Source organism: Rhodoflexus caldus (assembly GCF_021206925.1).
GTDB classification, from domain to species: domain Bacteria; phylum Bacteroidota; class Bacteroidia; order Cytophagales; family Thermoflexibacteraceae; genus Rhodoflexus; species Rhodoflexus caldus.
On sequence record NZ_JAJPRF010000012.1, the window covers coordinates 58691 to 78531 of the forward strand.

The window sequence follows — 19841 nt, forward strand, 5'->3', positions numbered from 1 at the left end:
CAAATGGTTTGCAACCCCCTTTGCTATGGATATGAATGGCATCGGAATATTCATCAGACATTGCACCACATTTTTCTGCCAAAATGTCATAAACTGTCCTGCAAAGCTGCTAATTTTGTGGTTGATTCTTCTTAATCCCACTTCTATCCATGCAACAGGGACTGATTACCGATATTGAGATTTTAGAACAGGTAAACGAGCATACCCAAAGCCACGAACACCGCCCAACGGGTGAAGTCCGCACGACGGTGGAAAACGCGCTGGCAGGGCAGCGGAAACTCTACATAGAAAGCTACGGCTGCCAAATGAACTTTTCGGACAGTGAAATTGTGGCGAGTATCATGCAGGAGCACGGCTTTGGCACTACCTCACGCCCCGAAGAGGCAGATTTGGTGTTGCTGAATACCTGCGCCATCCGCGACAAGGCCGAGCAAACCATCCGCCACCGTTTGGGCGAGCTGAACGGCTTCAAAAAGCGCAACCCCGAAATGACGATTGGTGTGCTGGGCTGCATGGCAGAGCGCCTCAAAGCCAAGTTGCTGGAAGAAGAAAAAATCGTGGATTTGGTAGTAGGCCCCGATGCTTACCGCGACCTGCCGCGTCTGGTAGGCGAAGTGGACGGCGGCACCCGCGCGGTGAACGTACTGCTCAGCCGCGAGGAAACCTATGCCGATATTACCCCCGTCCGCTTAGACAGCAACGGCGTAACGGCGTTTATTTCCATCATGCGCGGTTGCGACAATATGTGCAGCTTCTGCGTGGTACCGTTTACCCGTGGCCGCGAACGCAGCCGCGACCCGCAAAGCATTGTTGCCGAAGCGCAAGACCTGTTCAACAGAGGCTACCGCGAGGTAACGCTGCTGGGGCAAAACGTGGACAGCTACAAGTGGGCAGGCGAAGCCAACAAGAAGGAGACTGACCGCGCCGAAGCCGAAGGCAAACCCGTGGTGGACTTTGCCGACCTGCTGGAAATGGTTGCGCTCATCCACCCCGACCTGCGCGTGCGTTTCAGCACCAGCCACCCCAAAGACATGACCGACAAGGTGTTGCACACCATGGCGAAATACGATAACATCTGCAAATACATCCACCTGCCCGTACAGAGTGGTAACAGCCGCGTGCTGGAACTGATGAACCGCACCTACGACCGCGAGTGGTACATCGGGCGCATTGATGCCATCCGCCGCATTTTGGGCGAAGACTGCGGCATCAGTTCGGATATGATTGCCGGCTTCTGCACCGAAACCGAAGAGGAACACCAAGATACGCTAAGTCTGATGCAATACGCCAAATACGACTTTTCGTACATGTTCTACTATTCCGAACGGCCGGGTACATTGGCAGCCCGCAAGTACAAAGACGATATCCCGTTGGAGGTGAAAAAACGCCGCCTGAACGAAATCATCGCCCTGCAACGCGACCTCTCGCACGAGCGCAACCAACGCGACGTAGGCAAAATCCACCGCGTGCTGATTGAAGGTGAATCTAAGCGTTCGGCAGACTTCTTGCAAGGCAGAAACACCGCCAACAAAGTGGTGGTATTCCCCCGCAAGCATTACCAAAAAGGTCAATACGTGAACGTGTTGGTACATTCGGCTACGGCGGCTACGCTGCTGGGCGAGGTGGTGGAATAGCAAAAGGAAAGTCAAGACCCGACAGGTCTTTGAGACCTGACGGGTCTGTAAAAACGAAAATCTTCAAGCCATGAACGCCAATATCATCACCGACATATCGCAATTGGATTTGAACAAAACCTACGCTTATGCCGACTACCTGTTGTGGCAATTCAGCGAGCGGGTGGAGTTAATCAAAGGCAAGATTTTCAAAATGTCGCCTGCGCCGGGCAAGCAACATCAGATTATTTCAGGCAATTTTCATGTTTCAATTGGCGGCTACTTAAAACAGCACGATAAAAAATGCAGATTGCTTGCAGCACCTTTTGATGTCCGCCTGTTAGACAGTGTAAAATCCAAGCAAAGCGACAGAGACATTTACACGGTCGTGCAGCCCGACCTCTGCCTGATTTGCGACGAAAGCAAGTTAGATGAGCGCGGGTGCATCGGTGCGCCTGACCTTATCATTGAAATCCTTTCGCCGGGCAACAGTAAAAAGGAAATGAAAATCAAGTATGAACTGTATGAAGAAAACGGCGTACAGGAATACTGGGTGGTGTTTCCGTATGAAAGTTTGCTGCAACGGTTTGTTTTGAATGCACAAGGCAAATTTGAACTTGCCAAAATTTACACCGACGAGGACATCATCACCACGCCGCTGCTGCCCGATTGGCAAATGGTGTTAGGCGAGATTTTACAGGATTGATACGGCATCAAAATCAAAAGGCATGTCAAATACATCCGTCATACTGCAGCCCATCCTTAACTCGCCCGATATGGGACGGCTGCTGGAGGAGCTCAACCGCCAATGGCAGTTGGAACAAGAGCGCCGCCATCGCTTTTGGGAGGCAATAGATGGTACGGTTAAGGCAGAGTTTATCAACGGAGAAGAAATTTTGTATCACTCGCCCGTAAGCGGCAGACATTGGATGGCGAGCACACAACTGATGCGCTACATGCTGCCTTATGTTTATGACAATCAATTAGGCAAGGTTGGCTACGAAAAGGTGATGATTCGCTGTACACGCAACGACTACGAACCGGATGTGTGCTTCTGGACACAGGAACGTGCAGCAGCATTTGAGCCTCGCCAAAGTGTGTTTCCACCACCGGATTTTGTCGCGGAAATCCTTTCGGAAAGTACTCGGGAGCGCGACAGAGGCATTAAAATGCAAGATTATGCCGCACACGGAGTCCAGGAATACTGGCTGATAGACCCCGATGAGCAAACAGTAGAACAATACCTGCTTGGCGACGGAGTTTTTCGCCTGCATCTCAAACTCAACGAAGAAGGAGTTTTACACGCAAAGGTTATTCAGGGATTTTCTATCCCCCTCAAAAGCATTTTTCAGGAATGAACGATATACAAAGCATCAAACAACGCTTCGGCATCATCGGCAATTCGCCTGCGCTGAACCATGCCATTCAGGTGGCTACACAGGTAGCTGCTACCGACCTCACTGTGCTCATTACAGGTGAAAGCGGCAGCGGCAAGGAATCTTTTTCCAAGATTATCCACAACCTGAGTGCCCGCAAACACAATAATTTTATTGCCATCAACTGCGGTGCCATCCCCGAAGGAACAATAGATTCCGAACTGTTCGGGCATGAAAAAGGCTCTTTCACGGGCGCAACCGAAGCCCGCAAAGGCTATTTTGAAGTTACTGACGGCGGCACGATTTTCTTGGATGAAATCGGCGAAATGCCCCTTGGAACGCAGGCAAGGCTGTTGCGCGTGCTGGAAAACGGCGAATTTATCAAAGTGGGTTCGTCCAAAGTGCAGAAAACCAATGTGCGCGTGGTGGCCGCCACCAACGTGGACTTGCTCAAAGCCGCCGAACAGGGCAAATTCCGCTTGGATTTGTACTACCGCCTCAACACCGTTCCGATTTACATTCCGCCCCTGCGCGAGCGCGGCAACGATATTGAGTTGCTGTTCCGCAAGTTTGCCACCGACTTTGCCGAGCGCTACCGCGTCAAACCCGTAACGCTGGACGAAGGCGCGAAGCAATTGCTGTTGAACTATCCTTTCCCGGGCAACATACGGCAGTTGAAAAACATCGCCGAGCAAGTGTCACTTTTGGAAACCAACCGCGATATTAACGCCGCCACGCTTGCAAAATACCTGCCGCCCGTTAATAATGCGTCCAAACCTGCTTCTTTGCTGCCCGCCGTTACGGGCGACCAACGTGACGAGCAACTTTCCGAACGCGATTTGCTATACAAAGTCCTCTTTGATTTGCGCCGCGACGTTACCGACCTGAAAAAGGTAGTCTTGGGGCTGCTGCAAGGCGATATTGCCAACGAAAAAAACCTTTTGCAACAAAATCAACGGCTGTTCGGCAATTTAGACATGACCGCGGCAACCGATGAAGCCGTTAATGCGCCTTTCCGCCACGAACCCGCGGAAACCAAAATTGCACCGGTGGTAATTACGAGCAATCCTGCCGGCAAAACCACTGCCCCTCACAAAGAAGATGAGTATGAGTTTGTAGGCATTGAAGATGTGCCGCATGAAATACATCAGGAAGAAGAGGACAGTCTGTCGCTGGAAAAGAAGGAAAAGGAAATGATTATCAAGGCCTTGGCTAAAAATAATCACAAGCGCAAATATGCCGCGCAGGACTTGGGCATTTCCGAGCGCACGCTGTACCGCAAAATTAAACAGTACGGCATAGACGAAGAGTAAAGCCCATCTGTAGCATGAGGTTTGCAAACCTCATGCTACAGATGAGAAATTCAAATATTGACTTCCATGAAAAAAAACATCCTTATCATACCCTTTTTGGTAGCACTTTGCCTGTTGAGCGGCTGCGCCAAAGCACCGGGATTTACCTTTTCGGGCATCAACTTAGACCCGAAAATCCAGACCATGCAGATAGAACTGTTCTATGCCGACGTTCCCGCAGGGCCTGCTAACCTTTCGCTGCAATTTACCGAATCGCTGCGGGAGTATTTCATGCGCAACACACGCCTGCGATTGGTAAACAACAACGGCGACTTGCGGTTTAGCGGCACCATCACGGGATACGAGGTAACACCTGTTGCCCCTTCGGCAGGTTCGGTACAATCGGGCGGAGTTGATTTTCAGCAACTGGCAGCCCTGCAACGGCTGACCATTAAAGTAAAGGTCAATTATGAAAATACGGCCGATGAAAGCCTGAACTTTGACCAAGAGTTTACTTTTTTTGAAGATTTCCCTCAAAATCAGAACCTTTCTCAGGTAGAACAAGACCTCATCCGTCGCATTTTTGACCAAATCATATTGGATATTTTCAATAAATCGGTGGCCAATTGGTGAGCGCTTTGCAACAAATTTTTAACTTTGAATTTGTGATGCCTCATCTGCTATGATTGACAGAGAACAATTTACCCAATTGATACGCTATTCGGGAGAAGGTATCATGCCTGTTTCTGCCGATATGCTCGCACAATTAGTGAAGGTTTATCCCTATTGTGCAACTTTTCACTGGCGGCTGGCACAGGCCACCGGAAAAATGGCGCATATCAGCAAAGCGGCTTTGTATGCACCCGACCGTGCACGGCTCAAGCAAGTCATCCATAAAGAATTTCATACTGCAGATGAAGATTTGGCCACTTTATCCATAGACTTTACTGCCGAGGAGGTTAATCTGTTTGACAAAATCAGCGTGATGCATTCCCCTGAAATATTGGAACAGGCCATCGTTGTCGAGCCTCCCGATGAACAGGGCAGCCTCCGTCAGGAAACTGTTGCTTCTTTTTTTCCGACAGAACAGGAAACCGTTGCACATGACGAAGCCCTGCCAACCGCTTCGGAATGGACTGCGGCAGAAAGCAGCCATACGGAAGAGCCGCCTGTCGCCGAGAAATTTACATGGGAACCATCCGCCATAACTCCCGAGCCTTTGGAAGATGCGCTACCCGAGTTGCCGGATTTTGACATGGATGCGCTCATTCACGACAGTGAATATGAGCAATTGCGGAAAGAAGTACTGGGGGAAACAGCCCCGCCTGTTGCCTACGAGCCGACTATTTACCATGACGACGACATCCTCCCTCCTTTGGGCGATGATGAAGATGCATCGGAAGATGATTTGGTGCTGGATGTCTTAGATGAAATCGTAAGCCCTGTCAGCACATCAACGCCTGCATCTTCATTTACTCCTGTGCAGCCGCTTGCAACAGAGATAACCGATACACCGGAACACGTGCTGGAGCCTTACACCGAGCGTTTAGATGCAGAAAAAGCCTACTATCAAGGTGAAGGAATGCCGCAAGTGTGGGATGAAACCCTGCTGCCCGATTGGCAACAACTCAGCGATGCCGATGAAAAAGCCTTGCAGCAACAGCAACAAGAAGAAGCCGCTTGGCAAACCGCATGGAACAAATCAGCAACCGACAATAGCGAAATTACCGTTTTGGGTGAACCTGCGGAAAATGGCGATTTTGTGGTAAGCTATGCAGAACGGCACGAAGCCGAAGCCCAATGGTACGCCGAGCAAACAAAAGCCTTTGAAACAAGTTCGGAAGCGCATACTGCAAAAAATTCGCCGCTTGAAAACCCTACAACCACAGATGAGCAACCTGTTACCGACGATTTAAGTTTTTTTGACAGCCTTGCAGAAGAATCTGCTCCGGCAATAACCCCATCTACCGAAACCGTACCTGCTATGACAAACCCTAATGCTTGGGATATCATTGAAGAATTTATCAAAAAAGAACCGACCATTACCGTTGACCGCAGCAAATTGGAAAGCATAACCGAACAAGAAGACCTTTCCAGCAAAAGCGTTCAGGAAAACGATGACAATATTTCCGAATATTTAGCCCGAATTTATGTGCGGCAAGGTAAAAAAGAGAAGGCTATCAGCATTTATGAGCGCCTTGCTTTGAAATATCCGGAGAAAAGTACTTACTTTGCGACTCAAATTGAGGAGCTTAATCGCGCATAATAACAAGATAATGACACAGTTAATCATCGTTCTGATTCTGATTATAGCTGTACTGCTGATTTTGGCAGTAATGGCACAAAACTCCAAAGGCAGCGGCTTGGCCGGCAATCTGGGAGCATCTGCTGCTACCCAAATTATGGGAGCCAAGCGTACTACCGATTTTCTGGAGCGTGTTACATGGGTTTTTGCAGGTACTATCATGGTGCTTTCTCTGCTGGCTAACATAACATTTGACCGCACGGCAGAACTCAACAGCCCTAACATGGAGGCAGCAAAAGGCAAGCAAAAAACCGTTCCTGTTCCTCCCAATACGCCTGCGCCCGGTTTGGTAACACCTTCCACACCTGCCGAAGAGGGTGCTAAAACCGATTCCGCGAAGTAAAACTTGTTGAAACATAGGACTTTAAAAAGTTTCAAACGCCTCGGCAGTTTGAAACTTTTTTATTTTTTCAGTTGCTAACAAGTACGTGAACAGTTTAAAATGAACTCATTAAAGTCCGCTGACTGGGACGCATCCTGTTAGCCTTCGCAGGTGCTAACAGCGCTTTAAACAAGAAGAAGAATTCATTTTGCTCATCTATTAACTTCAACACATGAACCCGCCCCTGCATCCGCATATTGCCCGTTGGTTTGCTGCCAAAGGTTGGCAGATACAGCCTTTTCAGCAGGCTTGTATGGATGCATTTTTGGCAGGGCGCTCGGGTTTGCTCAATGCTCCGACGGGCAGCGGCAAAACCTATGCGCTGTGGTTGCCCTGCCTTGCCGAATATTTGCATCAAGGCGGCAGCACGGGGGCTGATGTCAAACCGCCCGGGCGTTTGCAAGTGTTGTGGATTACGCCGCTGCGGGCGCTTTCCAAAGACTTGCAACAGGCAATGCAGCGCGCTTGCGACGAAATGCAAATCCCTTGGCGGGTGGCGCTGCGCACAGGCGACACCACATCAGCCGAACGCCAAAAGCAGCGCAAAAACGCGCCCGAATGCATGGTTACTACGCCCGAAAGTCTGCACCTGTTTTTTGCAACCAAAGACCACGCGGCGTTTTTCGGCGACCTGAAAGCCGTTATCATTGACGAATGGCACGAACTGATGGGCACAAAGCGCGGCGTGCAAACGGAATTAGCCGTTGCCCACCTGTTACGGTTGCAACCCAAAGCCCGCGTATGGGGCATTTCGGCAACCATCGGCAACCTGCAAGAGGCTGCCGAAACGCTCACGTTTCCGTTGAGAAAGCAACAGCCTGATTTTGAGCCTTGTATCATTCGGGCAAATATCAAAAAAGCCATTGAAGTAATTTCCATCCTGCCCGATACAGTGGAAAAATTCCCTTGGGCGGGGCATCTGGGCATCAACCTGTTGCACAAGGTGCTGCCGATTATTGAGCAAAGCAAAACCACGTTGATATTTACCAACACGCGCAGCCAAACCGAAATTTGGTATCAAAAACTGCTGGAAGCCGCCCCCGAACTGGCGGGACTGATTGCCATGCACCACGGGTCGTTGGACAATGAAATCCGCACGTGGGTAGAGGAAGCCCTGCACGCCGAGAAGCTGAAAGCGGTTGTCTGTACGTCAAGTTTGGATTTGGGCGTAGATTTTCGCCCCGTGGATACCGTTATTCAGGTGGGTAGCCCCAAAGGCGCGGGCAGGTTCATCCAACGGGCAGGCAGAAGCGGACACCGCCCGGGCGATGTGAGCCGCATCTACTTCCTGCCGACTCATTCGCTGGAACTGATAGAAGGCTGCGCCCTGCGCCATGCCGTCTGCCATGAGGTAGTAGAGCCGCGCCCGCCGCTGCAAAATTGCTACGACGTGCTGGTGCAATACATGGTTACGCTGGCGGTTTCCGACGGCTTCCGCCCCGATGATTTATGGGATGAAGTTACCGCTACGCACGCTTTCCGCCAATTGAGCAAAGAAGCATGGGCATGGGCGCTATCGTTCATCACCACGGGCGGCGCGGGATTGGCGCAATACGATGAGTTCAAAAAAGTAGAACCCGATGAACAGGGCGTTTACAAAGTCCGCAGCCGTCGGATTGCCATGTTGCACCGCCTCAGCATCGGCACCATCGTCAGCGACCCGGTTGTCAGGGTGCAGTATGTCGGCGGCGGCTTCATCGGCACGGTGGAAGAGTCGTTCATTTCGCGGCTCAAAGAGGGCGATACGTTTTGGTTTGCGGGCAGAAGCCTTGCCTTTGTGCGCCTGAAAGACATGGTGGCGCAGGTGCGCAAAAGCAACAAAAAAACGGGACAAATGCCGCGCTGGGGTGGCGGGCGCGTGCCGCTTTCTTCCTCACTGTCAGCACTTCTGCGCGAAAAAATGCAGGGCTGGGAACAAAGCCGCGAAATAGAAATGCAAACCATCGGCCCCGTGCTGGAATTGCAACAGCGTTGGTCGCTTGTCCCGCGTCCTGATGAATTGCTCATTGAATACCTGCAAACACAGGAAGGCTACCACCTGTTTGTTTATCCGTTTGAAGGGCGTTGGGTGCATGAAGTGCTGGCGGCGGTAATTGCCTACCGCCTGACGGTGCGCCAACCGATTACTTTTTCCATTGCGATGAACGACTACGGCTTTGAACTGCTTTCCGACCAACCTTTTGACGTGGAAGATGCCTTGGCGGAAGATTTGTTCTCTGCCGAAAACCTGCAAGAAGATATCCGCGCGGGCATGAACCAAACCGAAATGGCACGGCGCAAATTCCGCGACATCGGGGTCATCGGCGGACTGATTTTTCAGGGCTACCCGGGTAAAAACATCACCTTCAAGCACTTACAGGCATCATCTAAGCTACTGTTCGACGTGCTGGAAGAATACGAACCCGACAACCTACTGGTGCAACAGGCATACAACGAAGTAGTGAATATACAGTTGGACTTCAAGCGGCTGAAAGAGGCGTTGCAACGAATCAGGCATCAAAAAATCGTATTGAAACGACCAAAAAATCCTACGCCTTTTGCTTTCCCTATTTTGGTGGACAGGCTTCGCGAGCAAGTATCATCTGAGAGTTTGGAAGAACGTATCGGCAGAATGACGCTGCGTTTGGAAGATATCGCTTCGGGTTTTTAGCCAAACAGTTCTTTCTCTTCTACGATAGAATAGCTGTTTACATATTCTGACCACTGAGGAAGGCGTTGTGCCAAATTTTGTTTAGCTTCTGCCAATGCAGCCTCTCTATTGCTACCCATGCCTACACCGCTGCCTCTCAAACGCTTGCCACACGCTGATGTAGCCTCTCCGCTAATCACTACCATATACTTGCGGACTGAATTTATCGTACTGTTAAGTTTCATAATGGTATGTAATGTTTAGTTTAGCTATTACAAATATATGAAAAAAAATAGCCTGTAAAAAAGTTTCTTATTTTTTTATTTAATGATTCCGGATTGTTTAAATGTTGAATAAATGCAATTTTTAATGGATTGAATGAGGAAAGTTGGAAATGGCAGATATGTAAGTTAATTGACTTTCTTGCATCAAATAAGGGAAATATTTCCCTGAGCAGCATTGATAAGCACATCGGCACCTACCGGTAGCAGCACCTTTTGCGGAATATGTCCAAATTGTGCGCCGGCAAATGCAGGAATACCCAACGGCATAATATAGTCGCGGAATACATCCTCTAACGAACGGCTGTAATCGCCTTTACCCTCCGGACAATGCGTAAAAGCTCCCAAGACAATTCCGGCAATCTTGTCCAAAATTCCTGCCAGTTTCAATTGGCAAAAAAGACGGTCAATGCGGTAAGTTGCTTCACCGACATCTTCCAAAAATAAAATAGCACCCTCCCAAGAAGGCAAGTATTTGCTGCCGATAAGGGAACACAGCACTGTGAGATTGCCCCCTAAAAGTTTACCGGAAGCAACACCTTCTTTTAGTACCATCAGTTCATTATCGGCTTGCAGCATATCGCGGCTGTGTAAAATGGTAGTGGCTGGGGCAGATGACTGGTATAACAATGCCTGCAAACGGCTTAAAGTAAAGTCATCGCCTAAATCGCGGGCTACGGCTCCGTGCCAAGTAATCAACCCTGTTTGCGCATAAATAGCAAGCAGCAAGGTGGTGATATCGCTGTATCCCATAAAAATTTTGGGGTTAGCGGCTATCAGGTCAAAGTTGATATGTGGCAACAGGCGAGCAGAACCCCATCCTCCGCGAAAAGCAATAACGGCTTTTACTTCAGGGTCGGCAAACATGGTGTGTAAATCGGCTAAACGTTGCTCATCCGTACCGGCCAAATACCCCCATTTGGCCTGCCAGTGCCTGCCATGTTTCACCTGAAAGCCAAGCGATTGCCACAGGTGTACGGCCTGCCGATAAGGGGCTTCTTCATATAGCGAACCGGCAGGACTAATAAGCCCGATGGTATCACCGGGCTTTAAAAGTGGAGGAAACATCGTTATCAGATGCGAATGCCTATTACTGTGATATCATCGCGCTGCTCTGTACCGTTCATGTGCGCATCTAAGCTGGCTTCTATGAGACTTTTTTGCTGGTCTGCTGATTTGGTGGCGTGCAGTTCCAGCATGTCGCACAGGTTCTTAGTGCCGAACTTTTGCTTGTCGGGATTGTTTTGGTCGGCAAAACCATCGGTAAGCATGTAAATCATGTCGCCTTTGTTGAGCATCAACTCATAGCGATTGTAGTTAGAATCTTTGCGTTGAGGCCCTCCCAAAGAAGCGCGGTCGCCTTTGAGGGTATAGAGTTTATTTTCTTTGGCCACGAAGAAATATAGCGGACGACGCGCGCCGGCATACACAACGCGCATTCTACCGTCTTCCTGCCGTTCCATCATAGTCAAGCAAATGTCCATACCGTCATCATTAACTTTTTCCTGCTGTTTCAGAATGCTGCGGATTTTGCGGTCCATCATTTCTATAATCATGGCAGGGTCGTGAATTTTGCGTGCACTGACAATCTCATTTAATAACTGATTGGCAATCAGGGTCATAAATCCGCCGGGAACCCCGTGTCCGGTACAGTCTATGGTTGCAAAAAATACTTTGTTACCGGAGTCAGACATGGCTGATACGGCTGAAACACCCTCTTCACCATCGCTTTTCAGCCTGTCTAACCAATAAAAGTCGCCTGATACGATATCTTTCGGACGATAAATAACAAAGTGCTCGCCAAAGACTTCCTTCATTTGTGCCTGCCCGGGCAGCATTGCTTCCTGAATGGTTTGTGCATAGCGAATGCTGTCGGTAATGTCCTTATTCTTGCGGCGAATAATTTCGTAGGCATTGGAGTTATCTAAGGCAATGGATATGTAAGATGCCAATGTACTCAATACTTTCAGGTCTATATCCGTGTAAGCATTGGCCTTCATGCTCTGCACCGTAATAACACCTATGGCCTTATTTTCACGGATGAGCGGCAAATACAGCAAGGACTTTGGCATATCATCCGTTACCTGATAGTTGGGCGGATTGATATATTTGGCATAATCTACCGCTAAATTATTGATAACCACCTCTTTTCTGTTTTTCAGACACCAAACGGAAAAGTTATTGACGTTGCTCATGGGTTCAAAATGGTATGACTGCTGCTTGCCATTGGCCATAAAGTCCATGAATTCTATTTTTTGTTCTGCTTCATTGAAGATGCCCACGCCAAATACTGAGGCATCCAATAAAGAAATCACGTTGCTGTTGATGGTTGAAATCAGTGTTTTAAAATCAAGCGTAGAGGTGATTTTCTGACCAATTGCGCTTAGGGTTTTAATATTGTTGTAAGCCTGTGTAATCTCATCGCGCTGCCGCTCTATTTCCTGCTTCTGCTGGTTAATCTTGCGCAAAGCCTGATAGCCGAAAATGATTGCCAACAGCAGAATAAACGCAATAAATGCAACTATATACAAAATCTGAATAGTGATTTGCTTCTGGCTTTCAACGGTAGTAATCTTGTCGTCTTTCTCAAGAATGGTAGATTTCAGTCGTTCTATCAGTTCCTGTGATTTTTGTTGGGCATTTTCATAAGCTACGTCGTTTTCTATCAATGCCAATTCCAGATTTTTCAGGTACTTTTTGAGGTTTTCGCGCTGCGTGGGGCTAATATCGGGCTGGTTGTTTAATTTTTCTGCAACGCGCTCCATTTCGCTGCGAATCTGGTTGCTTTTTTCGGAAAGTATTTGCTTGCGCAGTTCCAGCTCGTTGATGATGCCGTAGAAATCGTTGCGGTAATCTATAACCGTAGAGTCAAGGCTTTCGCGCGTAGGAATTAAAGGCGTTGTGCGCAGCCCTTCCGATTTTACTACGATGAATACGTAGTTGCCTTCCGCATCAAAATCAAACTTGGCGATTTCATAGCCTTCCACATTGAAGCGGCTGACATCCACTTGCGACGATTTGATAACGAATTTGCCCTCGTTATCGGTAGTATAAGTTGTGCCATCCACCTGAAGTTTCAGGTTGGGGATGGGCAAGTAGCTTTCATCGTAGATAGTTACGCTGATAACACCTTTTTTACTGTCGCCAGCAGTTTCTTTGCCGCTTGGGGCAGGTTGTTGTTTGGGTGTGCGCAGGATAACAAAACCGGCATTCTGGAAAATAGTAATTTTATCGGGTGCAATGCGGTTGTTGTTTACCGTAAATGAGATTTCTTTGGTAAGGGGGATATCGTTGGGCAGACGGGTAAAGAAAAATCCTTTGGCATCGGTAGCTACGGTCTCCGACTTGCCTCCGGCCTTGATAAGCACCTCCGTAGCACTTTGGGGCTCTCCCTCGGCAGAAAGTACCTGCCCCTGAAAAAAACCGGGAGCATCCTGCATCTGTATCCTGAAATCGCGGGCATTGGCTAAATAGCGAACGTCTTTTATGCGCATATGGCGGCGTAATACGCGCACATCTTTTACCTGTTGGTCAATCGGTTTAGAGAGTGTGATGGAAAAATAGCCGTTATCGTCCGTATCGGTAAAGGCGCTGCTTTCTATGGATACCTTTGCACCTACCACAGGTTTACCTTGCATGTCAAATACCTTGCCTGTAACGGTAAAATCTTGCTGTGCGAACAATACCCCCGTTACCAAAAGCCACAGGAACGCAAAAAGAATGCTTAACCGAAAGCGATGTTGCTGCATATAGAGAATGTATGAAGCCATATAAAAGTGCGATTGTAAAGTTAGCGTTATGCGGCATAAAATCAAAAGTTTTCCTGCACAGGGGCGGATTTCAGTTGATTTCGCCGGCGGCAATGGCGTTGCCCGCGCGCAAAAGCGAATCGGTTTGCTGCAAGAGGTTGCGCGTTTCGGCGATGTATTTGCGCACATTGCCTAATGCTTCGGCATCAAACTGTTCGCGGATGACGGCGGTGCGCATCAGCAGGCGGATGTCGCGCCCGCGATAGAGTCGCTGCTGCACCTCGCCCAACTCGCGGTACCACTGCCGATAGCTTCGGTTGAAATTTGCCAATGCCTGACTGTTGCGCTTAAACTCGGCACGGCGCAGGCGGCTGTCGGAAATTTGCGCCGTTTCGTTGTTCATTTGCTCAAAATAGTAGTCGCGTGAGTTTGCCATGGTGCGAAACGAAGTCCGCATTTGCTCGTAGCGCATTAAAATTTCTTCCCATTCGCGCTCCCAAGCCTCTACTTTTTGTTCCAGCGGGCTTTTGAAACTTTCAGGACTGTTGGCGGGCGCATTGTTCACGGGCGTATCATCTGCCGCTGAAGGCTCATCGTCTGCATTGGTGGCAGGCGGCAGCGTTTGCAGGGTACTGTCGGTTTCTTGCGCCAAGTTGCCGACTTGTGCCAATAAAAGGGCGCGGTTTTCCGTAAAATCTTTCACTGCCGAAGCAAGGTCGGGTGGCGGGGCAACTTCTGCCCGCTGCGGTACGGTTGCCTCCTCCCCCTCGCGATTGACAGGCTCGCAAGAGGTGAGCAACACAGCCAGCAGCAAGAGCAAAAACAGCAGTGCCATGAGGTAATAGCTCTGCACTTTGCCGCTTTGTAAGGTTCGGATGCGTTTGCCCATGCTGCCGATTGTTTGATAAATGCCGCGAATGATACCGTCCACTGCCACGCGGTCAAGCCATGCCTGCACATGCCCGACCACAACCGCCGTTTTTGCCAGCAGGTCTATCGGGCGGTCTAACAGCGTTTGCTCCCAAGCTGCCACGCGCCGACTTGCCGCCACCAATACGGGCAAGCTGCGATGCTCCAACCACTTGCCGATGGCGCTGAAAGTCAGGTACTTGCTGCCTTCCGTCCACACTTTTGGCGGTTGATTGTTTGCCGTTTGGTGTTTCCAAGCCAAAAATCGGGCAAAGGCTGTTTCCGTATGTTGCCAGAGTCGGTAGTAAATCGTATCCAAATATAAAAAATTGTATGCCGTGCGCCATGCGGGCAATTCTGCCAAATCAGCCTCTTGTTGCAGGGCATTGATGCGGCAACAGTAAATCCGCCACGCAAAAGCCGCGCCGCCTGCCAGCAATGCAAGGGAAACAATAAGCAACCACAGCGGCGCAGATGCTTGCGGTAGGGCTATGCGGAAGGTCAGCAAACTTTCAAGCCAATGCAGCGGCGAAAGTGAGAAAGCAATAAACGGAATGAAAACGGCAAGCGCCACGATTGCCGCATATTCGCCTGTTGAAGTTTTAACGGCTTGATAATCAACCGAATTTCGCTTGCGGGAATAGAAAACCAGAAACCACATGCGGGCGGTGTAAAATGCTGTTCCCAGCGAAGCGATGAGCAACATGAGGAAGCAAATCAAGCGGGATAAACCTGCATATTGCCCCAAACCTGAAAGGTCTTGAAGACCTGTCAGGTTTGTATGTAAAACCGTTTCTTTGGACAAAAAACCCGCCGTGAGCGGTACGCCTGCCAGCCCTGCACCTGCCAAAGTGAAGAGGATAAACAGCGGTTTGAGCTGCATCATGCCGCCCATTTGGCGGATGTCTTGCGTGTGTGCCGTGTGGATGATGACACCCGCGCAAAGGAACAACGCCGCCTTGTAAAAGCCGTGCGTGAGCAGGTGAAGAAATGCCGCATTGGGGTTACCCGCGCCGACTGCCGCCAGCATCAGCCCCAACTGCGAAATGGTGGAATAGGCTAAAATGCGTTTCAGGTCGTACTGTGTGGCGGCTGCCGCTGCTCCCAGCAAGGCGGTAAAGCTGCCAATCCACAAGGCAAGCATCTGAATATCAGCACCCAAAACGGGAAAAACGCGCATGAGCAGGAATACACCCGCAACTACCATCGTGGCGGCGTGCATCAGCGCGGAAACAGGTGTCGGGCCTTGCATGGCATCGGGCAGCCACACCGAAAAAGGGAATTGTGCCGACTTGCCCATTGCCGCCAGCAGCAAACCGCCGCCAATCAGTGCATGCCAAACGGTGGCTTGGGAAGGGCTGTTGAGCATCGTCAGGTCAAACAAGCCGTAGGCAGCCCACATGCCGCCCAATGCTGCCAGAAAGCCCAAATCTGCCAAGCGGTTGATGAGGAAGGCTTTGTTGGCAGCCATGCCTGCGGGGGCTTTTTCGCGCCAAAAGCCAATCAGTGCCCAACTGCAAAACCCGACGATTTCCCAGAAAAAGAACAGCGACAGCAAATCGGCACTGATAATGAGCATGTTCATGGCAAAGGTAAACAGCCCCAGCAGCGCGAAGTAGTCGCGTTGGCGGGGTTCGTGCCGCATGTAGCCCCACGAATAGACCTGCACGGCAAGCGATACGAAGTTTACCATCAGAAGCATGGTAACGGCTTTGGCATCGGCTGCCCAGTGGAAAGCGATTTGCCAAGCCCATTGCCAACGGACGGCATCGGAAAAGTCCTGCACGGCATAGGTGTAAGCAAAACCGCCCAAAGCGGCAAGCGTAGCCCATGCCGGAACGGTTTTGCCCCTGTTGAGAGGCAGCAGCCAAGTTATCAGTGCCCCTGCCAACGGTAAAATTGCCCACAATAGCGTTTGCATAAGGCAAAGTAAGGGGATTTAGAATGAAAATTACTAAATACCGTACCTTTGAAACTACACACATCTTGTAAATGCATATGAAAACAAAGTTTCCGGTGGCTTTACTTTGCGCCTCAGCCATGATAACCATGCTACACGCACAAGCCCCACAGAAAAAGTTTACACCGCCTGCCACGCAGGCGCAACCCGTTACGCACAACGTACACGGTACGCTGCTGACCGACCCTTACGAATGGTTGGAAGATAAAACCAAGCCCGAAGTAGTGAGTTGGACGCGCAGCCAACACGATGCAACGCTGGAATATTTGGACAAGCATTGCCCGCCGATTGCAGGATTGAAAGAGGAAATCGCTGCCTACATCAACCGCGACATTGAAAGTGCACCCGCATTGGTTGCCGACCGCCAATTTCTGACCATCAAAAAGCAAGGCGAAAAGCAAAGCAAGTTTTACACACGCATCAATGGTAAAAATATTTTACTTTTTGACCCTGAAAAAATTGACCCATCGGGCAAATCTTCCATTACGGGCATTGCTTATACCGAAAATGCCGCCGTTGCAGGGATTGGCTTGCAAAGCAAGGGCGCGGAAATCAGCACCTATTACATCATTGACACCAAAACGGGCAAGCAACTCTACAAACCGATTGAAGGGCTGCGCGGATTCAGCTTTACCAAAGACGGTAAGCACGCCTACATCACCGTAGGAACAAAGGAAATGCTGGAAAAGCAAATTCCGCTGAAAACCTACCTGCACCGCCTTGGCGCAGACCGCAGCACCGATAAGTTCCTGATTGCACCTGCCGATGCCAAAAATTTTGCCAGCGTTTACGACACGCGCTACTCTGACCAAACCTTCATTTCCGAAGGCGATTTTTATGCTACGCACTCACTCAAAATGCGCAAGGCAGGAACGGAAGACGCTGCCGTAGAGATTTACAGCAGCCGCAAGTATCAGGCAAGACCCGACGCAATTGGCGATAAAATTTACTTTTACACCAACCACGAAGCACCTAACTACAAAATCATGGTGGCAGACAAAGCCAACCCGAAATTTGAGCAATGGAAACCACTCATTCCTGAGCGCAAAGACGTGGTTATCAGCGGCTTTGAAGTACTGGATGACAAAATAGCTATTCTTGAAAAGAAGGATGTGATTACCTCTGCGATGCTGTACGATATGCAGGGCAATTTCATCCGCAAAATTGAAACACCTGAATTTGGTAACGTTTCTTCGCTCTACATGCACCGCGAAAGCGGCACGGTGTTTATGACACTCAGCACCTTCACCAGTACGACCAAAATTTTCAAAAGCAATGTGAAAGACCTGCAAAAGTGGGAACTGTTCTATCAGGCAAAAGTACCCGTGAATACTGAACAGATTGAAGGCAAAATCGTTTTCTATCCTTCCAAAGACGGCACCAAAGTTCCCCTGTTCGTTATCCACAAGAAAGGCATTGAGCTGAACGGACAAAATCCGACGCTGCTCTACGGCTACGGCGGCTTCCAAATCGGTATTTCGCCAAGTTTTGTAGGTTTGAATGCTTCCTTTATCAATCGCGGCGGGGTTTATGCCATTGCAGGTATTCGCGGCGGCGATGAGTACGGCGAACAGTGGCATTTGGACGGCATGTTAAACAAAAAGCAAAACTGTTTTGATGATTTTATTGCCGCAGCTGAATACCTGATTGCCGAAAAATACACGCAGCGCGAAAAATTAGCGGTTTATGGCGGCAGCAACGGCGGTTTGCTCATCGGTGCCATGCTCACGCAGCGTCCCGATTTGTTCAAAGCGGCGGTTTGTGCCGTTCCACTGCTGGACATGGTGCGTTTCCACAAGTTCCTGATTGCCCGCTATTGGATTCCCGAATACGGCGACCCCGACAAAGCAGACGATTTTTACAACATCCTGAAATATTCGCCTTACCACAACATCCGCACGGGGGTAAATATGCCCACAACGATGGTTACGGCAGGCGAAAACGACACCCGCGTTGACCCGCTGCACGCCAAAAAGTTTGTGGCAGCCGTGCAGAACAACGTCGGGCAAATCAGCCCCTTCATGCTCTACATGGACTACGACAGCGGACACGGCAGTGGCAAAAGCACCGAACAAGCCATCGCCCAGCAAGACCATTTCTGGCGGTTTATTATGAATGAGTTGGGGATGAAATAGCACACCCGAACCATAACAAAAAATCCTGACAGGTTGAAGGCTGTCAGGATTTTTTGTTGCAACCCATGCACTTATTCTACCTCCGTAGGCTTCACAGCCCCTCCCGGTTTGATTTGCAGCAAACCGGTTGTGATAACGGTATCACCCACGGAAAGGCCTTCCAATATCTGTATTTTGGATTCGGTGCGGATGCCTGTTTTAACCATTGTCGGGGTGGCTTTGCCGTCTTTTACAAGGAAAACTTTTTTAGCATCCATTTCAGGAATGATGGCTTGTGTGGGCACCAAAAGCGCATTTTCTATCCTGTTCAACACAATTTTGACCGAAGCAAAAGCACCGGGCAGAATTTCGCGGTCACGGTTATCGCAAACGGCGCGGATTTGAATGGTGCGGGTGGCAGCCTCTACTTTTGGCTCAATGGCATACACCGTGCCTGTGTATTCCTTGGTGCCACCTGCAACAGTAAAAATAATTTTCATGCCTTTTTTAACAACCCCCATGTATTTCTCGGGGATGGCGAAGTCCACCTTCACACTGCTGAGGTCTATCAGGTTGGCTATGCGTACCGTAGGCGTAACATAAGTTCCTTCGCTGACATAGCGTAAACCGATTTGTCCGCTGAAAGGCGCAAGCAAACGTGTTTTGGCAATTTGCGATTTAATGGCTTCAATGGTTGCGTTTTGTGCATCCAATTGTGCGGTCAGCGACTCAAACTCTTCTTGGCTGATACCTTGTCGCTGTAATAATTTTTCATCGCGTGCTTTTTTCTTCTCGAGCAAGTCTTTTTGAATCATCGCGCGTTTCAACTCGGCTTGCAGTTCGTCATCGTTCAGTTGCAAAAGCAATTGCCCTTTGCTGACCATGCTGCCTTCCTGAAACTGTACGTTCGTGATTTTACCCGATGTTTCGCACTTCAAATCCACTTCTTCATTGGCAATGATAGAGCCAACCGAACTGATTTTTTCTTCCAGTACTTCGCCCTTGACTACATATGCTTTAATGACTTGCGGAGGGGCTTCTTTATTGCCTGCGGGGCTGCCCGCTGCAATATTTTCTTTCTTTTCGTCAGAACCAAACCACTCTAAACGCCAAGCAATGCCTACGGCGATAGCAGCAAGAAAAAGAACAAAAACAATCGTACGTACAGAAATTTTCATAAAGGAATCAACATCGGTAAAAAGAACGGACTAAAAAGAGCGTAAAAGGTTGA

At 49.4% G+C, this 19841-nt stretch carries 14 protein-coding genes; 9 read left to right on the forward strand and 5 right to left on the reverse strand.

The genetic code is table 11. The annotated features are described in order from the left end of the window. The first annotated feature begins 149 nt into the window (after positions 1-149). The 8 genes from miaB to NDK19_RS12855 all read left to right on the forward strand — a co-directional run bounded on the left by miaB (position 150) and on the right by NDK19_RS12855 (position 9618). Entirely contained in the window at positions 150-1634 is a 1485-nt protein-coding gene (miaB, locus tag NDK19_RS12820; RefSeq protein ID WP_250632291.1) for a tRNA (N6-isopentenyl adenosine(37)-C2)-methylthiotransferase MiaB, read from the forward strand. Positions 1635-1704: 70 nt separating this feature from the next. Then, positions 1705-2319: a Uma2 family endonuclease gene (locus NDK19_RS12825; RefSeq protein WP_250632292.1), complete on the forward strand. Its 615-nt coding sequence runs from the start codon at positions 1705-1707 to the stop codon at positions 2317-2319. 70 nt (positions 2320-2389) lie between these two features. Further along, the gene (locus NDK19_RS12830; RefSeq protein ID WP_250632293.1) at positions 2390-2971 is read left to right on the forward strand and encodes a Uma2 family endonuclease; all 582 of its coding nucleotides are present in this window, start codon (positions 2390-2392) and stop codon (positions 2969-2971) included. Continuing rightward, a complete protein-coding gene (locus NDK19_RS12835; protein WP_250632294.1) occupies positions 2968-4302 on the forward strand; it encodes a sigma-54 interaction domain-containing protein in 1335 nt (444 codons plus the stop codon). Before NDK19_RS12830 ends, NDK19_RS12835 begins: the two co-directional genes overlap by 4 nt. A 66-nt stretch (positions 4303-4368) precedes the next feature. After that, the gene (gene lptE, locus NDK19_RS12840; protein WP_250632295.1) at positions 4369-4914 is read left to right on the forward strand and encodes an LPS assembly lipoprotein LptE; all 546 of its coding nucleotides are present in this window, start codon (positions 4369-4371) and stop codon (positions 4912-4914) included. Between the two features lie 49 nt (positions 4915-4963). Next, a complete protein-coding gene (locus tag NDK19_RS12845; protein ID WP_250632296.1) occupies positions 4964-6547 on the forward strand; it encodes a tetratricopeptide repeat protein in 1584 nt (527 codons plus the stop codon). A 10-nt stretch (positions 6548-6557) separates the two neighbouring features. Beyond that, a complete protein-coding gene (gene secG, locus NDK19_RS12850; protein WP_250632297.1) occupies positions 6558-6929 on the forward strand; it encodes a preprotein translocase subunit SecG in 372 nt (123 codons plus the stop codon). Positions 6930-7140: 211 nt separating this feature from the next. Beyond that, entirely contained in the window at positions 7141-9618 is a 2478-nt protein-coding gene (locus NDK19_RS12855; protein ID WP_250632298.1) for a ligase-associated DNA damage response DEXH box helicase, read from the forward strand. On the opposite strand, the gene NDK19_RS12860 is transcribed toward NDK19_RS12855, so the two are convergent. From NDK19_RS12860 to NDK19_RS12875, 4 genes are all read right to left on the reverse strand, one after another. Next, the gene (locus tag NDK19_RS12860; RefSeq protein WP_250632299.1) at positions 9615-9842 is read right to left on the reverse strand and encodes a hypothetical protein; all 228 of its coding nucleotides are present in this window, start codon (positions 9840-9842) and stop codon (positions 9615-9617) included. The two genes, NDK19_RS12855 and NDK19_RS12860, sit on opposite strands and share 4 nt — an antisense overlap. 183 nt (positions 9843-10025) lie before the next feature. Next, positions 10026-10946 (reverse strand): S66 peptidase family protein, encoded by a 921-nt coding sequence (locus NDK19_RS12865; RefSeq protein ID WP_250632300.1) that lies wholly within the window; start codon positions 10944-10946, stop codon positions 10026-10028. Between the two features lie 5 nt (positions 10947-10951). Then, positions 10952-13648, reverse strand: a complete 2697-nt coding sequence (locus tag NDK19_RS12870) for a SpoIIE family protein phosphatase (RefSeq protein WP_250632301.1) — start codon at positions 13646-13648, stop codon at positions 10952-10954. Positions 13649-13718: 70 nt separating this feature from the next. Next, positions 13719-16457 carry an NADH-quinone oxidoreductase subunit 5 family protein gene (locus NDK19_RS12875; protein ID WP_250632302.1) on the reverse strand — a complete coding sequence of 913 codons (2739 nt, stop codon included), beginning with the start codon at positions 16455-16457 and terminating at the stop codon, positions 13719-13721. A gap of 119 nt (positions 16458-16576) precedes the next feature. Here NDK19_RS12875 and NDK19_RS12880 point away from each other — a divergent pair, with 119 nt between their 5' ends. Next, entirely contained in the window at positions 16577-18631 is a 2055-nt protein-coding gene (locus NDK19_RS12880) for a prolyl oligopeptidase family serine peptidase (protein ID WP_250632303.1), read from the forward strand. Positions 18632-18702: 71 nt separating this feature from the next. Here NDK19_RS12880 and NDK19_RS12885 read toward each other — a convergent pair whose 3' ends face one another. Then, positions 18703-19788, reverse strand: coding sequence for an efflux RND transporter periplasmic adaptor subunit (locus tag NDK19_RS12885; RefSeq protein ID WP_250632304.1), 1086 nt, complete (start codon positions 19786-19788; stop codon positions 18703-18705). Positions 19789-19841: the final 53 nt, after the last annotated feature.

What these genes read in the sequence shown, in the direction of transcription:
- miaB (WP_250632291.1), top strand. Translation starts at nt 150, where the DNA reads ATGCAACAGGGACTGATTACCGATATTGAGATTTTAGAACAGGTAAAC.
- NDK19_RS12825 (WP_250632292.1), top strand. Translation starts at nt 1,705, where the DNA reads ATGAACGCCAATATCATCACCGACATATCGCAATTGGATTTGAACAAA.
- NDK19_RS12830 (WP_250632293.1), top strand. Translation starts at nt 2,390, where the DNA reads ATGGGACGGCTGCTGGAGGAGCTCAACCGCCAATGGCAGTTGGAACAA.
- NDK19_RS12835 (WP_250632294.1), top strand. Translation starts at nt 2,968, where the DNA reads ATGAACGATATACAAAGCATCAAACAACGCTTCGGCATCATCGGCAAT.
- lptE (WP_250632295.1), top strand. Translation starts at nt 4,369, where the DNA reads ATGAAAAAAAACATCCTTATCATACCCTTTTTGGTAGCACTTTGCCTG.
- NDK19_RS12845 (WP_250632296.1), top strand. Translation starts at nt 4,964, where the DNA reads ATGATTGACAGAGAACAATTTACCCAATTGATACGCTATTCGGGAGAA.
- secG (WP_250632297.1), top strand. Translation starts at nt 6,558, where the DNA reads ATGACACAGTTAATCATCGTTCTGATTCTGATTATAGCTGTACTGCTG.
- NDK19_RS12855 (WP_250632298.1), top strand. Translation starts at nt 7,141, where the DNA reads ATGAACCCGCCCCTGCATCCGCATATTGCCCGTTGGTTTGCTGCCAAA.
- NDK19_RS12860 (WP_250632299.1), bottom strand. Translation starts at nt 9,842, where the DNA reads ATGAAACTTAACAGTACGATAAATTCAGTCCGCAAGTATATGGTAGTG.
- NDK19_RS12865 (WP_250632300.1), bottom strand. Translation starts at nt 10,946, where the DNA reads ATGTTTCCTCCACTTTTAAAGCCCGGTGATACCATCGGGCTTATTAGT.
- NDK19_RS12870 (WP_250632301.1), bottom strand. Translation starts at nt 13,648, where the DNA reads ATGGCTTCATACATTCTCTATATGCAGCAACATCGCTTTCGGTTAAGC.
- NDK19_RS12875 (WP_250632302.1), bottom strand. Translation starts at nt 16,457, where the DNA reads ATGCAAACGCTATTGTGGGCAATTTTACCGTTGGCAGGGGCACTGATA.
- NDK19_RS12880 (WP_250632303.1), top strand. Translation starts at nt 16,577, where the DNA reads ATGATAACCATGCTACACGCACAAGCCCCACAGAAAAAGTTTACACCG.
- NDK19_RS12885 (WP_250632304.1), bottom strand. Translation starts at nt 19,788, where the DNA reads ATGAAAATTTCTGTACGTACGATTGTTTTTGTTCTTTTTCTTGCTGCT.